The 22,486-nt window shown below is 32.6% G+C and carries 33 protein-coding genes and 1 pseudogene; 3 read left to right on the forward strand and 31 right to left on the reverse strand.

Annotation, left to right across the window (positions count from 1 at the left end; all coding sequences use genetic code 11):
• Positions 1 to 144: 144 nt before the first annotated feature.
• The 7 genes from AC3WTA_RS27250 to AC3WTA_RS27280 all read right to left on the reverse strand — a co-directional run bounded on the left by AC3WTA_RS27250 (position 145) and on the right by AC3WTA_RS27280 (position 2,984).
• Positions 145 to 681 carry an Asp23/Gls24 family envelope stress response protein gene (locus AC3WTA_RS27250; RefSeq protein WP_492333102.1) on the reverse strand — a complete coding sequence of 179 codons (537 nt, stop codon included), beginning with the start codon at positions 679 to 681 and terminating at the stop codon, positions 145 to 147.
• A 129-nt stretch (positions 682 to 810) separates the two neighbouring features.
• Positions 811 to 1,059 (reverse strand): hypothetical protein, encoded by a 249-nt coding sequence (locus AC3WTA_RS27255; RefSeq protein ID WP_492333103.1) that lies wholly within the window; start codon positions 1,057 to 1,059, stop codon positions 811 to 813.
• Between the two features lie 62 nt (positions 1,060 to 1,121).
• Positions 1,122 to 1,418 carry a hypothetical protein gene (locus AC3WTA_RS27260; protein ID WP_492333104.1) on the reverse strand — a complete coding sequence of 99 codons (297 nt, stop codon included), beginning with the start codon at positions 1,416 to 1,418 and terminating at the stop codon, positions 1,122 to 1,124.
• A 45-nt stretch (positions 1,419 to 1,463) separates the two neighbouring features.
• Positions 1,464 to 1,811 carry a hypothetical protein gene (locus AC3WTA_RS27265; protein WP_492333105.1) on the reverse strand — a complete coding sequence of 116 codons (348 nt, stop codon included), beginning with the start codon at positions 1,809 to 1,811 and terminating at the stop codon, positions 1,464 to 1,466.
• 16 nt (positions 1,812 to 1,827) lie between these two features.
• On the reverse strand, positions 1,828 to 2,097 hold the full coding sequence (locus AC3WTA_RS27270; protein ID WP_492333106.1) for a helix-turn-helix domain-containing protein: 270 nt from the start codon (positions 2,095 to 2,097) through the stop codon (positions 1,828 to 1,830).
• The gene (locus tag AC3WTA_RS27275; protein ID WP_492333107.1) at positions 2,087 to 2,506 is read right to left on the reverse strand and encodes a hypothetical protein; all 420 of its coding nucleotides are present in this window, start codon (positions 2,504 to 2,506) and stop codon (positions 2,087 to 2,089) included. The genes AC3WTA_RS27270 and AC3WTA_RS27275 overlap by 11 nt, the downstream gene beginning before the upstream one ends.
• A gap of 40 nt (positions 2,507 to 2,546) precedes the next feature.
• Positions 2,547 to 2,984 carry a DnaJ domain-containing protein gene (locus AC3WTA_RS27280; protein ID WP_001210441.1) on the reverse strand — a complete coding sequence of 146 codons (438 nt, stop codon included), beginning with the start codon at positions 2,982 to 2,984 and terminating at the stop codon, positions 2,547 to 2,549.
• A gap of 253 nt (positions 2,985 to 3,237) precedes the next feature.
• Between AC3WTA_RS27280 and AC3WTA_RS27285 the strand changes: the two genes are divergently transcribed.
• Both AC3WTA_RS27285 and AC3WTA_RS27290 read left to right on the forward strand, forming a co-directional pair.
• Complete coding sequence (locus AC3WTA_RS27285) at positions 3,238 to 3,384, forward strand: hypothetical protein (protein WP_242216408.1); 147 nt, start codon at positions 3,238 to 3,240, stop codon at positions 3,382 to 3,384.
• A gap of 355 nt (positions 3,385 to 3,739) precedes the next feature.
• Positions 3,740 to 4,216, forward strand: coding sequence for a C1 domain-containing protein (locus AC3WTA_RS27290; protein WP_492333108.1), 477 nt, complete (start codon positions 3,740 to 3,742; stop codon positions 4,214 to 4,216).
• Positions 4,217 to 4,347: 131 nt separating this feature from the next.
• Here the strand turns inward: AC3WTA_RS27290 and AC3WTA_RS27295 are convergent, their stop codons facing one another.
• The 14 genes and pseudogenes from AC3WTA_RS27295 to AC3WTA_RS27360 form a co-directional block, all read right to left on the reverse strand.
• Positions 4,348 to 5,088: a restriction endonuclease gene (locus AC3WTA_RS27295; protein WP_492333109.1), complete on the reverse strand. Its 741-nt coding sequence runs from the start codon at positions 5,086 to 5,088 to the stop codon at positions 4,348 to 4,350.
• A gap of 144 nt (positions 5,089 to 5,232) precedes the next feature.
• Complete coding sequence (locus tag AC3WTA_RS27300) at positions 5,233 to 5,961, reverse strand: hypothetical protein (RefSeq protein WP_492333110.1); 729 nt, start codon at positions 5,959 to 5,961, stop codon at positions 5,233 to 5,235.
• Between the two features lie 299 nt (positions 5,962 to 6,260).
• Positions 6,261 to 6,584 carry a hypothetical protein gene (locus tag AC3WTA_RS27305; RefSeq protein WP_098330413.1) on the reverse strand — a complete coding sequence of 108 codons (324 nt, stop codon included), beginning with the start codon at positions 6,582 to 6,584 and terminating at the stop codon, positions 6,261 to 6,263.
• A 13-nt stretch (positions 6,585 to 6,597) separates the two neighbouring features.
• Entirely contained in the window at positions 6,598 to 6,888 is a 291-nt protein-coding gene (locus AC3WTA_RS27310) for a hypothetical protein (RefSeq protein WP_098330412.1), read from the reverse strand.
• 26 nt (positions 6,889 to 6,914) lie between these two features.
• Positions 6,915 to 7,511, reverse strand: coding sequence for a hypothetical protein (locus tag AC3WTA_RS27315; RefSeq protein ID WP_098330411.1), 597 nt, complete (start codon positions 7,509 to 7,511; stop codon positions 6,915 to 6,917).
• A gap of 83 nt (positions 7,512 to 7,594) precedes the next feature.
• Positions 7,595 to 7,810 carry a hypothetical protein gene (locus AC3WTA_RS27320; RefSeq protein ID WP_098276073.1) on the reverse strand — a complete coding sequence of 72 codons (216 nt, stop codon included), beginning with the start codon at positions 7,808 to 7,810 and terminating at the stop codon, positions 7,595 to 7,597.
• 22 nt (positions 7,811 to 7,832) lie between these two features.
• Complete coding sequence (locus tag AC3WTA_RS27325; RefSeq protein ID WP_098330410.1) at positions 7,833 to 8,087, reverse strand: hypothetical protein; 255 nt, start codon at positions 8,085 to 8,087, stop codon at positions 7,833 to 7,835.
• Positions 8,088 to 8,105: 18 nt separating this feature from the next.
• Positions 8,106 to 8,366, reverse strand: a complete 261-nt coding sequence (locus AC3WTA_RS27330) for a hypothetical protein (RefSeq protein ID WP_000992223.1) — start codon at positions 8,364 to 8,366, stop codon at positions 8,106 to 8,108.
• A 64-nt stretch (positions 8,367 to 8,430) separates the two neighbouring features.
• Positions 8,431 to 8,679, reverse strand: a complete 249-nt coding sequence (locus AC3WTA_RS27335) for an LPD11 domain-containing protein (protein ID WP_492333111.1) — start codon at positions 8,677 to 8,679, stop codon at positions 8,431 to 8,433.
• A 674-nt stretch (positions 8,680 to 9,353) separates the two neighbouring features.
• Positions 9,354 to 10,868, reverse strand: a complete 1,515-nt coding sequence (locus AC3WTA_RS27340) for a DNA cytosine methyltransferase (protein WP_492333112.1) — start codon at positions 10,866 to 10,868, stop codon at positions 9,354 to 9,356.
• Positions 10,869 to 11,402: 534 nt separating this feature from the next.
• On the reverse strand, positions 11,403 to 11,594 hold the full coding sequence (locus AC3WTA_RS27345; RefSeq protein WP_492333113.1) for a hypothetical protein: 192 nt from the start codon (positions 11,592 to 11,594) through the stop codon (positions 11,403 to 11,405).
• 150 nt (positions 11,595 to 11,744) lie between these two features.
• On the reverse strand, positions 11,745 to 11,966 hold the full coding sequence (locus AC3WTA_RS27350) for a hypothetical protein (protein WP_492333114.1): 222 nt from the start codon (positions 11,964 to 11,966) through the stop codon (positions 11,745 to 11,747).
• 136 nt (positions 11,967 to 12,102) lie between these two features.
• A pseudogene (locus AC3WTA_RS27355) lies at positions 12,103 to 12,558 on the reverse strand (JAB domain-containing protein); the annotation flags it as partial.
• 56 nt (positions 12,559 to 12,614) lie between these two features.
• On the reverse strand, positions 12,615 to 12,848 hold the full coding sequence (locus AC3WTA_RS27360) for a hypothetical protein (RefSeq protein WP_098276065.1): 234 nt from the start codon (positions 12,846 to 12,848) through the stop codon (positions 12,615 to 12,617).
• 775 nt (positions 12,849 to 13,623) lie between these two features.
• Here AC3WTA_RS27360 and AC3WTA_RS27365 point away from each other — a divergent pair.
• A complete protein-coding gene (locus tag AC3WTA_RS27365; RefSeq protein WP_492333115.1) occupies positions 13,624 to 14,094 on the forward strand; it encodes a hypothetical protein in 471 nt (156 codons plus the stop codon).
• A 234-nt stretch (positions 14,095 to 14,328) separates the two neighbouring features.
• Here AC3WTA_RS27365 and AC3WTA_RS27370 read toward each other — a convergent pair whose 3' ends face one another.
• The 10 genes from AC3WTA_RS27370 to AC3WTA_RS27415 all read right to left on the reverse strand — a co-directional run bounded on the left by AC3WTA_RS27370 (position 14,329) and on the right by AC3WTA_RS27415 (position 22,414).
• The gene (locus AC3WTA_RS27370; protein ID WP_492333116.1) at positions 14,329 to 14,622 is read right to left on the reverse strand and encodes a hypothetical protein; all 294 of its coding nucleotides are present in this window, start codon (positions 14,620 to 14,622) and stop codon (positions 14,329 to 14,331) included.
• A 94-nt stretch (positions 14,623 to 14,716) separates the two neighbouring features.
• Positions 14,717 to 15,199 carry a hypothetical protein gene (locus AC3WTA_RS27375; protein WP_492333117.1) on the reverse strand — a complete coding sequence of 161 codons (483 nt, stop codon included), beginning with the start codon at positions 15,197 to 15,199 and terminating at the stop codon, positions 14,717 to 14,719.
• A gap of 392 nt (positions 15,200 to 15,591) precedes the next feature.
• Complete coding sequence (locus AC3WTA_RS27380) at positions 15,592 to 16,218, reverse strand: hypothetical protein (protein ID WP_492333118.1); 627 nt, start codon at positions 16,216 to 16,218, stop codon at positions 15,592 to 15,594.
• Positions 16,219 to 16,240: 22 nt separating this feature from the next.
• Positions 16,241 to 16,753: a hypothetical protein gene (locus tag AC3WTA_RS27385; protein WP_346724854.1), complete on the reverse strand. Its 513-nt coding sequence runs from the start codon at positions 16,751 to 16,753 to the stop codon at positions 16,241 to 16,243.
• Between the two features lie 120 nt (positions 16,754 to 16,873).
• Positions 16,874 to 17,137: a hypothetical protein gene (locus AC3WTA_RS27390; protein ID WP_492333119.1), complete on the reverse strand. Its 264-nt coding sequence runs from the start codon at positions 17,135 to 17,137 to the stop codon at positions 16,874 to 16,876.
• 14 nt (positions 17,138 to 17,151) lie between these two features.
• Complete coding sequence (locus tag AC3WTA_RS27395; protein WP_346724856.1) at positions 17,152 to 17,952, reverse strand: ParA family protein; 801 nt, start codon at positions 17,950 to 17,952, stop codon at positions 17,152 to 17,154.
• Between the two features lie 235 nt (positions 17,953 to 18,187).
• On the reverse strand, positions 18,188 to 20,845 hold the full coding sequence (locus tag AC3WTA_RS27400; protein ID WP_492333120.1) for a type IA DNA topoisomerase: 2,658 nt from the start codon (positions 20,843 to 20,845) through the stop codon (positions 18,188 to 18,190).
• A gap of 125 nt (positions 20,846 to 20,970) precedes the next feature.
• Positions 20,971 to 21,453, reverse strand: a complete 483-nt coding sequence (locus tag AC3WTA_RS27405) for a hypothetical protein (RefSeq protein ID WP_492333121.1) — start codon at positions 21,451 to 21,453, stop codon at positions 20,971 to 20,973.
• 20 nt (positions 21,454 to 21,473) lie between these two features.
• Positions 21,474 to 22,136 (reverse strand): recombinase family protein, encoded by a 663-nt coding sequence (locus tag AC3WTA_RS27410; protein WP_492333122.1) that lies wholly within the window; start codon positions 22,134 to 22,136, stop codon positions 21,474 to 21,476.
• Between the two features lie 83 nt (positions 22,137 to 22,219).
• The gene (locus AC3WTA_RS27415) at positions 22,220 to 22,414 is read right to left on the reverse strand and encodes a hypothetical protein (protein ID WP_492333145.1); all 195 of its coding nucleotides are present in this window, start codon (positions 22,412 to 22,414) and stop codon (positions 22,220 to 22,222) included.
• Between the last annotated feature and the right edge of the window lie 72 nt (positions 22,415 to 22,486).

The following is a 22,486-nucleotide window of genomic DNA, read 5'->3' on the forward strand; positions in this document are numbered from 1 at the left end:
GAATGCATAGTGTGGACAGTTCAGTTTTTGAAATGATTCTTTAAAAGACTGGACTTTTTTTATTTAAGTGTTTGGGCTATCCTATTAAACAACAAAGAGCATCCAATTTGGATGCTCAAGCTTAAAGGTTATTTCAAAAAAATTTTAGTCCCCACCGCCATAGTCCCCACCACCACTACTTCCACCATCATAATCCCAATTACTCCCTGAATCATTGTTACGAGTACAACTACTTTCCCTTGAATCGTCACTGTATGTGGATATAAATACACTATTTTCTAAAATATTATCAAATAAATCATTATTATCTTTAATAGAGTAATACTGATTACCATGTACTTTATTTTTAGAAGCTGTACCATGTATAACAGTCTTTTCTAATTCATTTTTTTTCAAATTTATTTGCTTTGATTCAGAAACTTGATGTTTTCTTTTTGGACTTTCTCTAACATTGCTTTCAATATCAAATAAACTCCACAGGAATAAAAAAGATAGTACAATCAGTGCTAAAGCACCAATAATATTAAGTGCTCGCATTGTTTGTGTAGCGAAATTGAACAATGAATCACTTACTTCAAAAATAGAAAGCATATGTTTAAACATTATCTGATTTGTAATAAGCATTATACTTACAAATACCATTGAAACTACTATTCTCTTGGATCTTTCATTAATGAACATATAAATCCTCCTTGCTCTTAATTTTATAAGCCCTCAAGACAATACAATTTATTACCTTTCGCTATCCCCTTTTCAACACAAATCAAATTTCTCTCATTCATGATTTTCTTCAGCACAACAATTTACTCACTAATTTCTGTCAAACTTTCTAACCACATTTGTTTCATCGCTAGATATTTCTATTTGATTCTCACTCAAACTTAATTTGCATGATTTAACTTCATTATCATTAATATAGTCAATAACCCTATCTACATCGTTTCCTGTCATTTGTATTTCTCCTGGTTTAAATAGTTTTTTCAAAAGTACTGTTGCTCCTACTATTCCAATTAAAACAACACTAAGACTTAACATTAAAATAATTCCCTTTTCAAACATGTTTATTTATATCTCCTTTTATATGAATTTTAGAAATCTTATTCTTTAATAAGGTTATCCCTCTACTCGTTATTTTTCAATACTTCATATTCCTCTTGTTGTTCTTTTTTTTCTAGATACTTTACAACTTTTTTTAAGGAAATCCAAAAGATCCCTAATATAGTGCCTACAATACTTGTCTTTATTATCATGCTTATTAATTTCTCTGAAATCATTTCTTGGGCCACTACTGGATTTGAAAATGCTAAAAAATGCATAATTGTAATATCTGATATTGCATATGCCACCATAAAAATAGTTGCGCCACATAAAAATAATATTAGTAGGATATTTAAAAACCTTCTCATTAAAATTTTCATTCTTACACCCTCTCTTATTTGAAGTCCTGTAAGCTACAATTTAAGCTAGAATAGCTCTATTTGTTCATATTCCATTTCGCTTTCAATGTTTAACCCCTCTAAACCTTTATCCAGCAATTCTTTTAAATCAGGTTGTTCAAATAGTATTTTTCTAGGGTGCATATATAGTGTATATCCCCTAGTTTTAAGAAACAACCAACCTTTCATTTTAGAAACCTCTGCATCATTATCTATTACTTCATATTCATGTTCATCAAATAAGAATTTCCTACCCTTATAGAAGAACTCTTTAATCATGTACTTATTATATTTGTAAAATGGATCTGTCTTTAATGCTTTTTCCCACTCTTTTTTATCTGTATAAATCCCATTATAGAAATGATATTCAGCCATAACCATTCCCCCTAAATTAATATTTTTCAGGTAAAGTTTGATTTTTATAGATAATCCAGACTCCATCTATTTTTTTAGATTTTAGTATCATTTGTTCACATAATACAATTATTAATTCATTTGAAATTCCCCATAATGTTGAGGCTTCTTGAACTCCAATGATATTATTCAAAATATCTCCGCTGTTGTATTCTGAAACCAATTCTCGAACCTTTTCGGAAGGCTTTTTCGCCTTCCTCACAAGCTGATTCCACTCTTTATCAGGGATTCTTATTTTACGTTGCATTAAAACCGCTCCTTTCAATCTCACAATTATTTTCTTTTGCAAGTTCTTCCGCATATTTTATAGCAAGAGTGCGTTCTCTTCCTCCAAACATTTGATAATGTTCATTAAACCCATGCACTCTTTCTCCCTCTACATGATGCGTAGTAACTATTGGATGTTTTTCTAGCTGCACATGATACTTTACAAGGTTTGTATCATAATCTTTTCTCCTAACAAGAGTTACAACGCTTTTAAATTCAGTATTAGCAACAGTTTGAGCATGCACATGTATTTCCATTTGATAATTTTTTAGTTTTTCTAGTACTTCCTCTATTCTCTTTATATCGCTTTCCGCCCAATCACTATACCGTTTTAATCTTTGTATATCATAAATGTGCTTAAATTTATCTAAATTATTATTAATGTACATTGTGACTCCTCCTTTATACAAAACTAAGGAGATTCTCCCCTTAGTTTTGTAATTGTGGTCTGAACTTTTTAATACGTTTTACTTCGTGCATATTGCGAATTTCATCTAAACTAAATTCTTTACTATGATTCTTTTTGTATTTGCCATCATGCCAGAACCACGCTTTCTTTTTAGGAGCCCATCTAAAACCTAATTCTTTTAATTCTTTTTTAATTGGCTTTGTATCGCCTTGTATCCATATCCAAGTACCGATAATTTCAATTTCAATATCAAATTTGATTAGTGAGTCAATAATGTCTTGATATTCACCAACTTTTTCATCCTCTTTGTTTAACCTTTCAAAAAGCCGATCATATTCATTTTTCATCTGAATAAAATCTTCGTGTTTCCCTCCAAGATCTGGATGATATTTCTTAGCAAGCTTTTTGTACTGTTTTTTCAACTCTTCTAAGGTAGTGACGCTCTGAAAAAATCTCATGGTCAACAACTCCTCTTTTAGTTTTTAACAAGTAACTTAACTTGTTAATTATATTATACCAAAAATATCATAATTTGTAAACTATTTATGATATTTTTGGTATAATCTTTTAGACACTTTTCGACAAAGCTAGTAATCTAAGGATTTCAACTGAGCGGAATAACGCTGGAACGAAGTGGTCCTGGCGCACTGGCAACGAATCATGGGGAGAGTGCGCAAAGGGGGCGTTTTTAGCGGGTGGAGATTTTTTTGAGTGGGGTTCTCAAAAAAATACTACCCAGCGTTGCCCGAAACGAAGCGTAAGCGTAGTGGAACAATTCGCATGGGTTTAGCGAATTGCCGAGCGTTTCCCCATGATAGCCTCGTTTGGCAGCCAGGCCAAGAAGTGGAAGGGTTGTGAAGCGGGCTTGCCTTTATTCTTCTTGAATGACTCTCAAGTCTTTTCTTCTTCGAAGCTGATCTTAGAAAAACGCTACGGACACGCCGTTAAGCGACAGGCTGGAACCCAGCTATTGTTTCTCCTTTGCTTTCCCTTCCTTGCTTACAAGAGCGGGTTCGCGCGTGGAGTAGGTGGGGGCCGGTGTTATCAGTCTGTTAGCCAGTGTTTTGTGCTGGCTTACAGACTGTTAATGAGCCCAAATGTATTTTAAAAATGAAGTTGAATCTTTTATATTGAATCTCTAATGCTTTTTCTTCTTAATGAAAAGATTAGAAAAATAAAACATTGGCAATACATATATTTAAGGAGGGATACAATGTATTTTGCTATTCGAAATAATACTGTTATACCAGTTAAACTTATAAATGAAAATAAAAAGGGAACAGGTGCATGGTGTCAGGGAGAAACAGGAAAGAAGTTTCTTGTATCATATAAAAAACTATATACAAATCAAATTGCTGCTGAGAATGAAATAAGCAATTTAAAACGTGCTAAGGAGAAAAAGAAAACAGAACTAAGACTAAAGCTTAAAAAAGAAGAAGCTGAAATACTAAATGTATTTGATAAAATATATAAGGATTTTGGTGTTGAGATTAAATATACAATGTTTGAGTATTTGAGTGTAGATAAAGCTCTTGTATACTACGATTACATAAAAAGAGAAGAGATTCGAGACAGACTTATTACACCTTTAGAACTTCCTACAGAGTGTAATCAATGTGGTGATCTAGTTTGGGAAGGAATCCATTGTGATGATTGTGATCCAGTTTTCGGAAGTGAAAAAGTAATTTGATTTTCAAAAAAAAACCTGCGATTTCACATCGCAAGCCTACATATAACCGATTGATAATAATTTGAAGCAGATATTACAATTTATTCACCTGTAACAAACAATTTCTCAATTATTCTTGGCTGGGTACTCGCCTAACTTTGCTTGTAGTTATAAATTTTCCTAGTTCCCTTACATTTTGGATAATTTGAGCATCCATAGAATTCTCCACTTTGCCCTTTTCTTAATTTCATTTTTGCGTTGCATTTTGGACACATGACGTTTGAGGATTGATTTGTTAAGATTGCTTGTGCATTTGGTATAGCATTTGGATTCATTTTGAGAATCATATCAATGAGTTCTGTGCGATCTATTAGTTTTACATCAGTAGTTTGAGCTAAGTTTTTAGCTGATTTTGTGTAAAAGCTATTGGATACAACCCAAGCTGTAGTTGCTTTATAGTGGATCTTAGAGGCGATTATTTCTTGAACTGCTTTAATTCCTACATTTTTAGAATATCGTTTTGCTTGAACAACTATTTTTTCATTACCTTTTTGAAGAATTAAATCCGCACCATAGTCTCCTGTGGCTTCAGTAACTTGCACTTTGTAACCCAAGTTTTTAAATAGAGTAGACAAATAGTATTCAAATTGAATTCCATCCATTCGATCTATTTGTTTTATTCCTGACTTACTTAAAGCATGTTCCTTTTTCTTTTGGATTAATACTGAAACAAGTAATAGTGCAGCTGCTATTATTGGAATTGCAATTAAAGTCATTTCAATGGATTTAGTAATAGCACCTATTACTAATGTAATAACAATAAAAATGGCCCTATATAACTTAGATTCACTTTTCCTTCGCTTTTTTGTTTTATACATTTTATTTGACTTCATGAACTTCTTGGACACCATAAGAGATACTTTTTGCTTCCCATATTATTCACTCCATTCAAGTATGTTTAACTCAAACAATATAAATACGTTCTTCTTTATCTGAAGGAACAATAATACGTTCCTCTTGAATTGGATATTGATACATTACAAACCCTCCTCATCAATTAATTTTTTTAAAAATGCTTTAGGATCTTCGCCTAAATCTTGAAGAATTAATATTTGATGTTGAATTTCTTTTTTAATTTCTGCAATCTTTTTCTCTTGCAAATGTATTACAAATTGTCTAGTCATATCTCGAAAAACCATTGTTTCCGAGAGTTTCGGTACATGATCGTTAGCTATGTCTTTTAATTTATTTGAAACTCTAACATCAAAATATGTACTAAGTTGGTGTTTCTTTTGAGGTGATTTTAATGATGATGTTTCACTTTGTATCTTCTCATAATATTCCAACACAAATGTTTCAATAGCATGATTTAGATGCTCACCTACTAAATATTTTTGTATTTCTTCATGAACATATTCTTCGATGTAATACGTTTTTATTTTGCTTTCACGTTGTTCTATTTCTCCTGTAGCAATTTGATATAATACATATTCCATAATGACAGAACGGTTTAATTTATTGCCTTTTACAGCGTACTTTTCAACTAGCCTATCTAACGTATTGCTATTCTCTATATCAAGTCGAAAAGGGCATGATAGGGGCTTTCTCACTTCCCTCCTAAATTTCCAAAAATCTATTTCCTTTTGCTCTAATAAATTAGGAATAGCTTTTTGAATCATTTTGTTTTGGAGACGAGCTGGACATTTCTCTTTAAATAATTGGAATATCGGCTCATCAATTGAAAAGTTATACTGTCTTTTACTCATATGTTCACCTTAAAAATGTATTTTTGTTACAATTTAATTGTAACATATTTCTGTCTAATATGATAATGAAAAATCAGAATCTTTTACTTTTTCAAGGGTATGGGGTTTCTTCTGTGAATGGGCCTTCAAGGAATTACTTTTTGCTGAAGCAAAAAGTAATTCCCTCGCTGGTTCGATACCAGCGTTTTATTCAAAGCGACATGTGTTTTTATGTCGCATCCATGCGTAGATTTTCTTCCTGATCTACTTCATTTTTATTAATGTAAGGGGAGCTTTTTCCCCCCTTACATTAATTACTATTAAGAAATTACTTCCGGTACTGTAATAATTGCTTGAGGTTCATCTATAAAAATAGATTCATGTACTTTGATGTCTACCACATTCTCTTCATCATCAGTAATACCGTAAAAATGAAATAGCCTTTCATTTTCCTCATGAATAGTATATTCTTCATCTAGAACAACACCAGCATAGTAATTAGGCGAATCGTCTTGAACCCTATCAAAAAATTCTTGTTTTTGTTCCGCAGCAAACTTATTTGCATTATCTAAATTTAAAAAGGTTCCATTAGCAACATGACCATAACTACGCAAATCAAACCTTGCTACAACTGTATAAAACAAAGTATCCCCTCCATCATTGACAAATATCTTCGAATTTCCCTTCGTAAACAGCTACGTTATATTTATCATATGTTTTATCCAACCAGGTGTTAAACCAGTAACCTGAATCATCTTCTAGTTCATTAAAAGTATCACATTCCCCTTGAAAATCCTTTGCTGTAAGGTCATTATTCTCCAAATAATTTTTAGCCAATTTCTTACCGTATGCTTTTGCCTTTTCCATGTCTAAAAACAAAGATACTTCACTATCCTTATCTCCGTTGAAATAGTCGTATACAACAAGAACAATTATAGGTGCTTGCATAGTATCCTCCCTACGAATTTGAGTTTTTAAGCTCCTACCCGAGCTAATAAATCACTAATTTGTACATTTTCAAATGGGTCTTCTTCACTCTCTTCAAGCATTGTAGGTAAGCATACATAATGGTCTTCATGGTTGGGGTTTGTTGGGTCAGAGCAACCGCTGTTCCATATGGTCAATTCCATTCGTTCACGATGACCAATCGTAATTAGAATGTTTCCTACATGGTCATCATCGTCTTCAATTTCATCATACATTTCAAATGAATGTATGATACACTCCACTAAATCTTTTCCTTCCTCTTCATTTGATAATTGCCATACGAATGACTTTTCAATTGTATTTAAAGTGCTCTTTGTTTCTGGAACAATTAAGTGGCTAAAATCCCGCAGAATTTCACTAGGCTGTAGTGTTTTTAGATACTCAATACATTCCTGTAATTCGATGTCGTACCATGAGCCATATGCGATTGTATCGCCTGTAATCTTATTCCCTATAAAATCTACAACGACAGATGTTTCATGTGTTGATATTGGTCTTTTTTTAATAAAATCGTATCTATCAAAATCATATTCTTTATTTTCGTATGTTCCTTTTACTGGCTCACTATATTTAAGTGTAATCATTCGGCAATCCCTCCACTTTCAAACTATACCAAATTTATCATATTATATGATAAATTTGGTATGTGATTTTGGTTGTTACTTAACTACTTTGAAGCACCATAACTTCCGTGAGTGATACTACCAGTACGTTTATTAATTGCTAAAAAGTGATTAAGTCCTTCGAATTGAAAGTTCCATGAATAGGATACCTTATCTTCTTTATCATCCGTCCATTGTATAACTTCTTGTTCTTTCTTAGAAAACAGTTTGTTAACTTTTTTATTCAGACGGCTTAGTAATTGTTTTTTGGATAATTCCATTATTCAATTCACTCCCACTTAATTATATTGATAACGCACTATACGCTTCAGTGCTTTCATATCTAATGACTGGCTTTCCGTCTCCTGTGTAGCCTCCCCACATTGGACCACAAAAACCGCAGAACTTCGGTTGCATTTGTAATTCTTTTCGTGTACTTTTACTTTCGTGATACCCTTTAGTCAGAAATGGGATTTCTGTATGTTGAAATTCTGTAGTACGGAGTTTCCCACCTTGTTTAAGGGTTACAAACTGATAAATTGTTTTTGTATTATCCATGATTACAACTCCTTATTTTTATGCTGTTTGGTAATTCATCATCACATAGCATTCAGCTAAAAAATGTAGATAGTGCATTAAATCTCCATTACGAAAATCTAAGTATGAAAACACTTCTTTAACTTTAACTTGTTCTTCTTCAGGAGCTTCTTCAATCAGTGCAACCATTCTTTCAACATTGAAAATGTGTGTCACACCATCACATTTCACCATAAATGTTTTATGCATAAGCTTCTTCTCTTCAAGCATTGTGCGATAAAATGATTTTTTAGCGTTCATACTTTCACTCCTCAACTTATTATTAAATCGGTTATATAGGCATACAGGAGATAAGATACAATTTTTATTCAATCATTTTAGATTCATAATTCATAATATCGTCCCATGTTAGCCATTCTGGTTTATCGCCTTCCGCAAAACTTTTCCACAACTCTTTCATTATTTCAATTTGCTCTTTCTCATCCTTTGCCCAAAGTGCATTTTTACCTCTATTTCCATATCCTAAATAATAATTACAGTCCATTTGCAGACGGCTTAATAGTTGATATCTAAACTTTTCATCTGATTGTAAAATATCTTCATATTTTTTCATTACCTTCACTCCTCAACTTATTATTAAATCGGTTATATGAGCCTTTAGAATTTGCTCTTTATATTGATTTTTTCTTTCCTCCTTTCGTTAAATTAATTATACCAAAATTATCATATTTTGTATAGGTTTTGTGATAATTTTGGTATGTATTTCGATAGACACTTTTCGACAAAACTCTTAATCTGGGGATTTATTCTGAGTGGAGCAACACTGGAACGTAAAGGCTGGCGTACTGGCAAGGAATCACAGGGAGAGTGCGCGAAGTGTTTTTGTAGATTACTTTTCCGTCAAGAAAAGTAATCGTTAAGCAAAAAACGGAACGAAGTGGAGCAATCCGCATGCTTTTAGCGGATTGACGAGCGTTTCCCTGTGATAGCCTATTACGGCTGCCAGGCTAGGAAGTGCAAGGGTTGCGGAGCGGGTTTATTTTTTATTCTTCTTGAATGACTTTCAAGTCTTTTCTTCTTCGAAGCTGATCTTAGAAAAACGCTACGGACACGCCGTTAAGCGACAGGCTGGAACCCAGCTATTGTTTCTCCCTTGTTTTCCCTTCCTTGCTTACAAGAGCGGGTTCGCGCGTGGAGTAGGTGGGGGCCGGTGTTATCAGTCTGTTAGCCAGTGTTTTGTGCTGGCTTACAGACTGTTAATGAGCCCAAATAATTTTTTATTTCTTTTTATACCAACGCAACTTGCTGTTTGAATGCTGTTATTCCTCCTTTAATCTTGTTTGCAACTGCTCTAAATAACTCAACAGTTACAGCATTACCCACTTGCTGTTGCATACTAGGACGTTTCCCTTTAAAAATAAATGAATCGGGTAATCCCAAAAGTCTTGCACACTCACGAATGGTTAAAATTCTATTTTTACTAGGATGTGTAATAACAGCTTTTCTCGGATTTGGTATAGTAATTGATGGCTTATCCCAAGATAAACGCTTATACATATTCGAATGTTTACCTTTTGGTCTAATTTCTTCAGGAATATCAAAAATATTGCCACCTTCAGGTACATGCTTCATTCTTTCTAGGGTTATCTCTTTAGGTTTGGAATAGTCATTTTGATTCGGGATATTATCATGTAACCCTTGAAATGCCTCTCTAACTGTACGATATTCCTGTTCTGAATATATTGCTTTAGGCAACTCAATTTTCCCTATTTTAGAGCCAATTACAACGGATCTAAGCCTATGCTGTGCACTTCCAAAATCTACGGCGTTTAACACACCGTATGAAATATCAAAATCCGAAAGTTTTTCAAGAATCTCATCTTTAAAATGCCCTTCACCAGCTGTTAGCATTTGCGGAACGTTTTCTATAACAAAAACTTGGCAATTTGGATTGGCTTGAATTCTCTCGATAAAATCTTTAATTCCTTTGTTTTTAGGGTTTTCTAAGTAATTTGTTTTTCGATTTTCATTTGTTAAACCTTGACATGGTGGTCCAGCAATCATAATTGGAGCATGTGGTATTTTCCCTATTGGGTATTTTTCAATATCACTACAAACTATATGATTCCCTAAATTTTCACGATATGTCTTGACCGCATCTTCATCTATTTCAAGGGCAAAAACTATATCAAACCCTTCCTCACGAAACGCCCAATCAAGTACGCCAGCCCCCGAAAATAGGCTTACAACTTGAAGTGGTATATGTGCATTTTTAAAGGCTTCTAGTGATGAAATTGAAGCTGTTTGTGATGTTGTATCTTCAATAAAGTCAAAGATATTTGTTTGGGTAAATAGACCATTTGAGACTTGCTGAAGCTCTCTTTTACTACATACAATTTCAACTTTCTTTTTAACCTGTAATATTTGTTCAATATCTATAACTTTTTTAGATTTTTGTTGTATGCGTGTAAGTTTATCTTCAGATCCACAAGATACAAGGTTTTCTTCAAATCCCTCAATACGTATTTCATCTTTATAAATACTTACTTGTAAATAGTCGCATCCTTCAAAAGCGGAAAGTGCTTCTTTTTTCCGAATATCTATAACAGATTTCTGTTTATCTTGAAATTTACGTTTTGAAACTGTATTTCCTTCTTGTGCTGGCAATATAACTACTTTTCTATGATTTACATCAATTACATATTGAAAGTGTGTACCAGGCTTAAAAACAGTCTTCATTAACTCTTTATCTTGTAAAAAGATGCCCCTTTGGGACTTCTTCGCAAATCTTTGTTTAATCATGTATTTTTCCCTCCACTTAGTTAATAAATCGGTGTAGATGGATTACCATCTAATTAAATTATACTAAAAATATCATAAAATGTAAAGTGTTTATGATATTTTTAGTATAAAAAGAGCCCCCTGTTTTTCCGAACAGAGGGCTCTAACCGATTTATTAATAAGTTGAAGAATAGTGATTGCTCACTACACTTAATATAATAACATATTTTACTATTAGTAAGAAATAGTTATTTAAGTGCACGATACAAAAAGTGTACCGTGCACTTACAAATTGTTATTTTTCACTGATCCAATTCCTCAAAATCAAAGTTATAAGTAGACTGAAAATCCAAACACCAAAACACACAATATATATATAATCTGTTGCCCCTATAGACTGAAAATCAATAACAACGGCAAATATGATGCTAAATATAAACAACATTTGGAAGTTAGATGTATGGAATTTTCCTCTTTTAATTGTCATATGTTATAATTAAGTTGGAGAACAGGAAGAAAGTCATAGGACTTTCCACCTGCTTTGCAATTAAATGGTTATTTGGAGCAACGTTTCTTTGGTCGGTTTCGTTGCTCTTTATTTTTGTCTTTTTTCTTGTTGGCACTATTCTTTCTCATTTCTTGTAGGTTTTTTATACCGGTAATTATATTGGTAAATGCTATCGCTATTGTAGAAAGAATAGTTGCAACCATTAACAACAATTTTAACAGATTCTCCAACTCCCCCAAGATTACACCTCCTTTCCTTAGTTTTTCTTTTATCACCTCCCTTCATATTCATAATTTAATTATAACATAAATCAGTCATTAATTAACAAAATTTACTGAAAATAGGCATATTTACCTAGATTTATATTTTCCTATTTTAAATCTCTTTTATTAAATATATTGTGTCTTATATGCCCTATCTTCTTCTTGCATTTGCTTATATTCTTTAGGAGTGTAAACACTATGTAAGCATCTTTTAAAATCGTAATACTCATAATAATGACCATTGTATACAACATAACCTTCATGCATTGCTTCCCCGCATACATTACAACAGAACTCTTCTTGATAATTTTGATTTATATTTACATCCATATCCATGTGTAAACTCATTTTAAATTCCTCCTCTATTTTGGGATTTTTGTATTTTGCAAGCTTCAGCTTGCTTTTTCAATCAAGGCGACATGTGTTTTTATGTCGCTTCCTTTTGGAATTTTTTTGAGGCTAGATCTACCAGCCTCAAAAAATATTACAAATAACCTTTTTCTCTTAAACTTACAAATCTGTGCTTTCCAATGATAATATGGTCGAGTACTTCAACTCCTAATATCAAACCACATTCTTTTAATCGTTTTGTGACTTCAATGTCTTGAGGACTTGCAGTCGGATCTCCTGAAGGGTGGTTATGGAAAAACATTACAGAAAAGGAATTATTTAGTATAGCGCATTTAAATATTTCCCTTGGATGTATTACAGAAGAATTTATTGAGCCAACATGCGCCCGATGTATTGCATTAATATTATTTTTGGTATCTAAACATATTACAAAAAATACTTCTCTATCTTCATCACCAATATAATGCCGTGCAACTTCGGCAGCATTTTCAGGGCTTTTAATTTGTTGATGGTCAAAATCAAATTTCCATTTCTTTTTACGTCCAACTTGCTTAATTTTTAGAACCTCATATACTGTTTCCAAGTGTAGTCCCCCTAATTTTAGATTTTTTAGTAGAAGGGGATTTTCTCCCCTTCATTTTGCGATTATTGAGTTCGAGTGTAGTATCCTTGTAATCGTTCAAAAAAGTTCCATCTGACTTGCTTTCCGTTTGTTACCGCCATTTGCTCCGCTACAAGTTGTACCGCATTTATTACATCGTCCTCTGGTACATCTAATTCGATGTTTGCAATTACTGGTGTTTCCTCCCAATTAAGACCTATTTCCTTAATACGAAATTCAACTCTTGTTTTCACATATTTTTTATTAGCAGATTTCAATTTTCCCACTCCTCAACTTATTATTAAATCGGTTATAGAGCCTATAGAATTTGCTCTTTTTATCGGCTTTTTCTTCCCCCTTTCCTTAACTTAATTATACCAAAAATATCATATTATTTGTAGTGTTTTATGATATTTTTGGTATATTTTCGTTAGACACTTTTCGACAAAACATGTAATCTAGGGATTTCAACTGAGCGTAACAACACTGGAACGGAGGGGTCCTGGCGCACTGGCAACGAATCATGGGGAGAGTGCGCAAAGGGGGCGTTCTTAGCGGGTGGAGATTTTTTTGAGTGGGGTTCTCAAAAAAATACTACCCAGCGTTGCCCGAAACGAAGCGTAAGCGTAGTGGAACAATTCGCATGGGTTTAGCGAATTGCCGAGCGTTTCCCCATGATAGCCTCATTGGGCTGCCAGGCCAAGAAGTGGAAGGGTTGTGAAGCGGGCTTGCTTTTATTCTTCTTGAATGACTTTCAAGTCTTTTCTTCTTCGAAGCTGATCTTAAAAAAAACGCTACGGACACGCCGTTAAGCGACAGGCTGGAACCCAGCTATTGTTTCTCCCTTGCTTTCCCTTCCTTGCTTACAAGAGCGGGTTCGCGCGTGGAGTAGGTGAGGGCCGGTGTTATCAGTCTGTTAGCCAGTGTTTTGTGCTGGCTTACAGACTGTTAATGAGCCCAAATGATTTTTAAGACTTTAATTTTTTATATACAAAGGACATTAATTTATTCAAAAGAGTATAATGATATGTATTAAAAAATAAGGAGTCAAAAATGAAGCTAGAAGAATTATTTTTAGATTGGATAAATCATACAAAAGAAGGAAGTCGTAGAAGTAATTTAGGCATAACAGATAAAATTTGGAAACAAGTAATACAGGATTTTCGTAAATTGGCGAACAGCGAAGATAAAGAAATAAGTGAACATGCAAAAGGTCTACTGTATACAGGAAAAATAAGAAGAGTTCATAAAGATCTAAATGAAATAGATTATGATAACCATTATGTGTCATGGACACTAGCTGAGAACTTTAATGGTCTATCTTGGTTCTATCCATCGTATTCTCATACCATAATTACAGCAGTAGCAACAAAAGATAATCCTGCAATTAGTTTTATTGGATATTTAGAATTTATGAAGAAATTTGAGGGTAGGGATATTGTCACACCAGCTATCAAAAACGAACTAGAAGTGATTTTTCCATTAGAAGAAAAATCAGTATTAAACGTTGAAAAAATAAGTTAGAGATACAGAATGATTGGAAAATACAACTCTTCACTATTGTTACTGATCTTCTTCGAATAGTCTTTCAAGCCAGCATTTTATTTTAATAAAATGCTGGCTTAGTGCGACATTGATGTCGTGCAATTTTAATCCGAACGGTCATGTGAAAACATGACCTATCCATGATTTTGACCTTGAACTTTTATAATATGGATCTAGGAAAGGTAGCTTGTATTTACAAACTACCTCTTTTATTTAGATATTAATCGTCATACAAATTGAGCCTTTTTCCTTCATGAATGTTACAGCTTGCTGATATGTCATTTGTTCTCCGTATGGACGAAATCCCACTTTATAACAAGCCCTCATTTCAGTTAAATTCCAAACTTGGTTTACAAATGACTTGTTACCTACATGTTGATTTAGTAGCTGAATCATTTCTTTTTCTGTTCCCCTAAAATTTGTGATGGCATTAACTTTAATCTCTTCATCCCTATTCATCGGCCAATATGTTGTTAAATCATATTCGAGATTAGCTGTCATTTTCATTTTCTTCACTCCTCAACTTATTATTAAATCGGTGTTCATATAATTAATTTATACTAAAAATATCATTTTGTAACAATGAAAAATTAGCGTATTTTTACAAATATAGACTCGTATATTCGGCTTGCTTTTGGCCGTAATAGTTACCAAATAATTGACTTAATTTCTTCATAACTTCATCTACAACAATATTAGGTTTTTCTTTATATTTATAAACTCCTTCATTGTAAGCTTCGATAATTGCATAAATCTCACTAAGGGTTGGATCTTCATTATTAGAAAGTAATACATTCCATCCTTCAATTACTTCTTCATACGTAACGCCACTCCATCCAATATCAATTAATTCTATTATTATTTCCAGTTCATCGGAAATGCAAAATTCGTCCGATAAGTCAGAAATAAGCGTATCCAAAATTTCATATCCCACCTCTGTACTTCGTTCATTTAAAGTTTTAGGAGCACGACTATTTAAAAAGATTGCAATGTTCTCTTCAGTTGCTGGTATACCTCTTAGTTTAAAACAGGTTTTCAAATCATCTACATGCCACTTAATAACTGTAAAATATTGTTCACTCATTTAAAGAGCCTCCTTCGGGGGTGTAGGATTTTAATATGCGCTAGCATATTTCCTTGTTCGACTGATGCTTAACACGGAGGGAGCTGAGGTCAAGGGTATTAGCCAAAATTTTGTGAAACGCACCAGGTCATACAATAGTGAGCATTTTGTTGCCGTTCTTGGGATGCGAGGACGGAGGACGCAGCAGGTCAAAGTACGGCCAAAATCCACTATCGTTGGGATGGGAGGTCATAAAATTTTGCCCCTTGACCTCAATAGCGACTGTAGTGTTAGGCTGAAGGAGAACAAGGATGGGAGAACATATAATTACAATCAACATGATAAATTTAGAAGCGTAAGAAATAAAAAAACTTATAAGTACACTTGTAAGTATACTTATAAGTTTTTTGTTTTCACTGTACAATTGCACGACATACAAACATGAACCAAACTATTATTATTACTGATATACCCATTGTTGATATTTCTTTTATTCCCGCTTTTTCTGAACGTGCGACTTTAATCATACGCACTAGCATATATGACATTATTGATATTGAAATAATAAAAGCCAGAAATTCAGCAAACCCCGTTAAAGGTTTTATATCAGATATCTTTAGATGTAAAAGAAAAGGTGTACTAAAGATAAGTGAAATCAGAATAAAAACTAAAGGTAAATCAAAATATTCCTGATATTTATTTAATCGTTTGCGATCTTCTTTTTTTATTTCTTGAATTTTCATTTCTTCATGTCCTTGATTACTATCTTTAAAATAATAATTATATAGTGCCAAGGATTTATCTTTTTCTTCTTCATACGTACCTAAATTATTCTCAAATTCAATACCGCAATTTCTTATAAATTGATCCCAATAATCTTTTTTATCGGCATAGGTAAATGAATCAAATGTATCAATTACTTTTAGGTTTTCTTTTTCATCTCCACGTATGAGCAAAATTACTTCATCCCTTATGAAATCATAAACTATTCCTGCATTCTCATTGTTAGTCAATATATTTCTTATTTCTAACTTATTCACTTTCCCCACCTTCCTCTTTTATTTATTTTTGAGTGTTCTCTATAGCTATTTGCATATCTCTTTGTATTTGATAAAACAGTTCTTCCATACCTTCATGATATTCAGGATTTGTAGCCCCTCCTCCCATATATATATACGTCTTATCAGAAACCGCAGCCAATTCAGTGTTTGTTTTATGCCAAAATTTAAAATTAAAATCATAGTTATATCCATAATTACGGTTGCATTTAAATTCAGTGGTGACTTTTTCAATTCCAGAGCAAGGGACCACTTCAAAATGGCTAGAAGTCAGTTCATTTTTTAAATTAAACCATTTGGAAGAAAAACTAATATCATGAGAAATTTTAATTGTGTATTTTTTTATATATATTGGCTTACCATCTGCTGTTGTATCAACCATAATAACTTCATATTCTATTACCCCATCTACATTATCTTTACGAAATTCAAAGTTTTTGTATATGAAATTAGGAATGCTTTTACTAGTTGGTAAGTCCTCTTTATTATTTTTACCTTTAAAAAGACTAGAAAACATTAAACCCACCCCACTAATTATTTTCTATAAAACAACTATCTTTACGCCACAAATATATAAATTCACCACTATAAACTTATAAGTACACTTGCAAGTGTACTTATAAGTTTTTTGATTATTTTATTCTTCTTCATCAAGCTGATCTAACAAGTGGCCAAATAATTCACTCACACTCATATCATGTTTTTTTGCAATTCTACGAGCCTTTTGTTTATGTGTTTTCGTAAACATGAGTGACATTTGTTCTTTTTTTTCTTTTCCTTTTGGAATATTCATTGCAAACTTGCCAGGTGTTGAGGCATTTCCTTTATTCTTTGCTTCTTCCTCTGCTTTATCATAAGGGTTAGGTGTATTTATTTGTATATTCTCTTCAAATTTAGACATTTTTCATTTCTCCTTTACTCTGTTTTATCTGTTATTTCGATTACTTTTGAGAAGACCTCATCTATATGGTCATAAAATTTTTCGTGTCTTTCTTTTTCTTTTTTACTCATTTTTTCTTTCATTTCAAAAATACTAGTATCTTCTAATAAAGTTTTTACAAGTAACTCTTTCTTTTGTATCATCCCAATATAATTCGGTTGTTCTTTTGCCAAATCAATAAATTGTTTGCTGCTATTACTGATATGGTCAACTTTGTTAGCAATTAAATAAGGAGTAGCCGTAACATAAGTTTTACGTGATATAACATCCACTAATTCTTTTTTCAGAAAATCTAATGTCTTCTCTAATTCTAACCAAGCTCGGAAACCATTACGGGAAGGTTCAGATACCCCAAGTACAACATCAGCAACAGCTAAAAAGTTTGAAGTAACTAAACTTGTATCATTGTGAGTATCAATAATTACATAATCATATTCTTTTAATTTAGATATATTATCAGAGATCCACATAAATAGTAGTAAGCAGTTATTCTGTTTAGATTTTAAATCAAGAGTATTATCTTCTAAGTGTTCCGAACCTCTGATAAAATCAAGATTTTCTCCTACATTATGAATTTCTACATTCTCTTTTGTAAAAACTCCTAAAATGGAAGTTGGGCTATCACAAGAAAATGAATAACTTAAATTACATGAATGATCTCCATCAATTAGTAATACTTTTTTCTTTTTCACCTGTGTTAACCACTTGGCAAAAGTATATGAAATCGTTGATTTCCCTGTACCACCTTTATTTATGTTTACTGCAATAATTTTCACTATTTAACTTCCCCTTTCATCTTGAAGAACCTGTTTAAGTCCTTCAATTTTTTATGTTTTATCTGAAAACCTTGAATTTATCATACATAGGCATTAACTTTCCCTTTTATTTCTTAATTCTATTTTAACACACTTATAAGTATACTTACAAGTGTGTTTATAAGTGTTCTTTATTTCTAAATAAAAAAAGACAGCCTAAGTTAACATTTAGGCTGTCATATCCTTATTTTAATTTTTATTTACCAAATAAGAATTTTAGTCGCTTCTCCTGTACACTATATGATAAACGAGCGTCAAATTTCTTTCCAGTTTTGTTTGATACAAATCCTTTAATTTGATCCGTCACATTTTTTTCTAATAATTTTTTCACATGGCTACTACTTAGATTTTTTCCTGAAAATGTACCAAAAATAATGAAGTCACATCCCTTTTTGTAACGCTCACATAAGTAGTTACTTTTCCCTACAATAACCCTACTCTTACATAATGGACATTTACCAATTGTACGGTCTTCAGTCGTTGGAAAGCGAAATTTCAAACTTCCTACTGTCTCCATATAGATAGCTGCTGTAAATTCTCCCTTTTCTCCTTGAAAACCATTTATAAAATCTGTTGTTTTATACTGAATTAATTTTTTTATCTGATTGCCAGGAATAGTTTTTCCTTTTATCTTGGCTGGTAACGTAAAATCACATCCGTTTTTATGATCTGTACAGCCGTAAAATGTTTTGCGATTAAGGATCTCCCCTTTTTTGCATTTTGGACATTTACCAAATGATAGCTCCTCTTCTGTTGGAAACTGAAACTTGATTTTTCCTTCATGAAACACTATATAAGCAGAAAATTCTTTCTCATTGGATTTAAACCCTTTTAAAAGGTCTGTTTTCTTATCTTCAAACAACTTTTTCACTTGCGCCTCTGGAATTGCTTTTTCTTTAATTTTCTTCGGTAAAGATATTTCACATTCAGGATAATTACTGCAACCGTAGAAGTTGCCTTTATGAAGGATTTTTCCTTTTCTACAAGGGCATTTACACACCTCAATTTGCTGATTCCACGTATTAATAATATCATCCGAAACTTTATCATCCATTGTACCGATTTGTTCTACAGTATCCTTTACAAACGTGTTTGTTTTCTCTACAAATTCCTCAAATTCCATTTCTTCTTTTTCAATCATGTAAATCATTCCTTCCATTTCAGCCGTATAAGCTGGATTCTTGATTTCATCTACTGGAAAAGCATCTATAAATGCACGACCAGTATTGGTAGTGCGAATCTGATTGTTGGTAACATCAATATAGCTTCGCTCTAACAATTTTGGAATAAAGGTTTCTTCGGTTGCGACTGTCCCTATCCGTTTTCCTTTCATCAGTTCTTTTAAATGTTCATCATCCAATTTACGTCCCGCTGTCTCCATAAAAGTTAAAATAGAACTTTCCGTATGAAGAGCTGGTTTCTTTGTTCGTGACTCAATTAATTCATACTGAACGATTTTAAAAGATTCCCCTTCTTGTAAAACAGGTATCTGAAAAGCCTCAACCGATCCCTCTTCTATATCCTCTTGAAATACACTTAAAAATCCTTTCTCTTGTAGAATTTTTTCTTTTGTACTGTATGTGTTGCCCTCTTGATCTATAAAATGTACTTCCCTTAACAGGTAGATTGCTGGTTTCATAAAGTTTCCGATAAATCGCTTTACAATCAAATCATATAACTGTTTTTCTAATGGCTTTCGGTTAGTTCCGTCATAGAATTTTGTTGTTGGAATAATTGCAAAATGACTGCTGACTAGTTCATCATTAAATGTAGTATGTTTTTTTGTAATAGAAGATGGGGTTACTTGTTGTACGAGATTTGCATAGGCGCTCTTTTCTAATGCTCCCATTACTTCCTTTACTCGTTCCACTTGTTCTGTAGGTAAGTGCCTAGATGAAGAACGAGGATACGTGATAAAGCCTTCTTCATACAAACTCTGAATATGTTTTTTGGCTGTCTCCGCATTTATCTTCAGCTTGGCATGTGCATCTTTGTAGATGTCCGTTAAGTTATATAATAATTTGGGTTTCTTTTTTCTCGTGCTTTCTTTAAATTCTGTTACAATTACATCTGTTCCTTTTAAGCTATCTCCAAGTTTTTGCAGTGGGGATGGATCTAAAAGTTGGTCTTCTGTTTTCAACACTGGTGATAGACCATTTTCCGTTTGTAACTTTAAATTGTAATAGGTTTGTTCTTTATAATTCTGGATAGCAATTTCCCTTTGACGTATTTCATTCAAGATACACATTTGAACACGTCCAGAAGCTAATAAAAATTGGTTTCTGGCTAATTTTGATGTACAGCCCCTTGTAACGTTAATGCCTAGAATATAATCCAGGTATTGCCTTGCTTTAGCTGATTGAGCAAGGCTATCATAATTTTCTCCTGGTTCTAAGCGATTCAATGCTCCCTCTAATTCTGCAGCTTCATAGGAAGAGATAAAAAGGCGGGATTCTCGCTTGTTCACACCTGCATATTCAACTATCTCACGATAGATAAGCTCACCTTCTTTATCCGCGTCACATGCGTTCGCGACATGATCTACATCAGGACGATTTAAAAGCTTAACCAATATTTCAATTTGTTCAAGACTATCCGATTTTTCCTTATATTCCGGCTCTAAAATAATTGGCAAGTGCTCAAATTTGAACTCTTTGTATCTCTCATCTATTTCTTCTGGATATTTTAATTCTAATAAATGCCCTCTGCACCAACTAATAATGTAATTTTCATTTTCATAGTAGCCATAATACGGCTTGCTGCCTGGATGTTTCTGCGAGTTTCTGAATCTAGGTGATTTTAATAATTCAACAGCTACCTTCGGTTTTTCAGCAATAAATAACGTTTTTCCCATAAGTAGTACCTCCTAATAATCCGCAATTTCCGTTTTACACTCCTGTTTCTTATTCTTTTGCTTTTCTTTACTTTTTCTATAAACATGGTATTTCTCTCTATACCTTCTAAATACAATTTAACTTCTTACTCTGCTAACATTAAAACCGTATGCACATGAAATACAGAATCTTTTTGATCTAAATGCGCTACAGAAAATATGTTTTCCGTACCACTCTTTTTTGTCCAAATTACTTGTGATAATAATTGTTCTACCTGTTCCGAATCCAATAGATGTTCGCAATTATCACCTGTTTCTTCGTCATATATATTCAGATATATAATATCGTTTTTCAAATACCTTAAATCATCCTGGTCTATAAATCCTGATACTAATTTGTACATCATATCTCTTAGCTTCAATCGTTCCTCAATGCTTCTAGGGAATGGAATTACATTTAATCCATCTTTTGATTTCATTAGAAAGACGTTATTATCCGTTAATTCATTAGTCCACTTTTGTTTTTTGTCTGTTCTAAATAAATAATTTAAAAAATTCACAAGATGATTTTTATCATTAAATCCTACATTCTCTGATAGATCACAACTTACATTTATAGTAATAGTCATTTGTTTTTCCTACTTTCTTTTTAAGTACTTTCTTTTTGCCTATAGACATTATATTTTTCTCTATATCTTCTGAAGGTTCTTTTGTTAATTCCAGTTACTTCCTCTATATGCTTCTCTGTTTCACCTTCTAAATATAATTTGAAAGCTTGCTGCAAAATCGGGTTATCAAATTTATACTTAGGCTTACCGCCCTTAAATTTCCCCTGCTTTTTTGCTATTCCAATTCCTTTCGCTTGCCTGTTTTTAATTCGTTTCTTTTCATTTTCTTCTTGAAAATCTTGATATTTATAAAGCTCAATCATTAAGTTATTAATTAATCCTCTTAAATTATGATTCTCTATTTCTTTAAATGTATGAAGATTGAGAACTTCAAGCGTTGCGCCCTTCCTTTGAATATCCTTCATAATTTTTATCAACTCTTTTTTCTTTCTACTAAGTTGATCTAATTCAGTAATAACAATAATGTCACCCGTACAAATAAAATCCAGCATAGCGTTTAATTGCGGGCGTTGTATTTGTTGTGGACGTTGTAAACGTTGTACGTGTTGTAGACGTTGTAAATGGTCTGTAGATTGAACACACATGTTATCAACAAACACTTTAATAACACCCTTTAATTTTTTTATTTGTCCATCTACATTTTGGGTATTACTATTCACTTGGATATAGCCTATTTTTCCCATGAATTTGTACTCCCTTATTACTTAGATGCTTTAATATTAAAAATCCAGCCGTTCTTCAAATGACTGGATTTTTTAATGTGACGTTAATAAGACATAACTACTAAATTTTTATCATTAATTTTAATACGTTTAACTTTTGCATTTTTTGGAGCAAGCTCTGGTTTAAAGTTACTTTCTTTAAAAAAATGAGTTTTTGTACCTTTTCCTGGCTTTCCAAGAGCAATAGAATTATTTGTAGTAGTTGGAGCTCTTCCCAAATCTGAAAACGAATATGGAATTAAATTAAGTGAATCAGTCAATTAAAGTCACCCTTTCCATTTGTTATAAATATATATTTCTCCTTTACCATT

It is taken from the genome of Bacillus sp. EB106-07-01-XG149 (genome assembly GCF_058791555.1).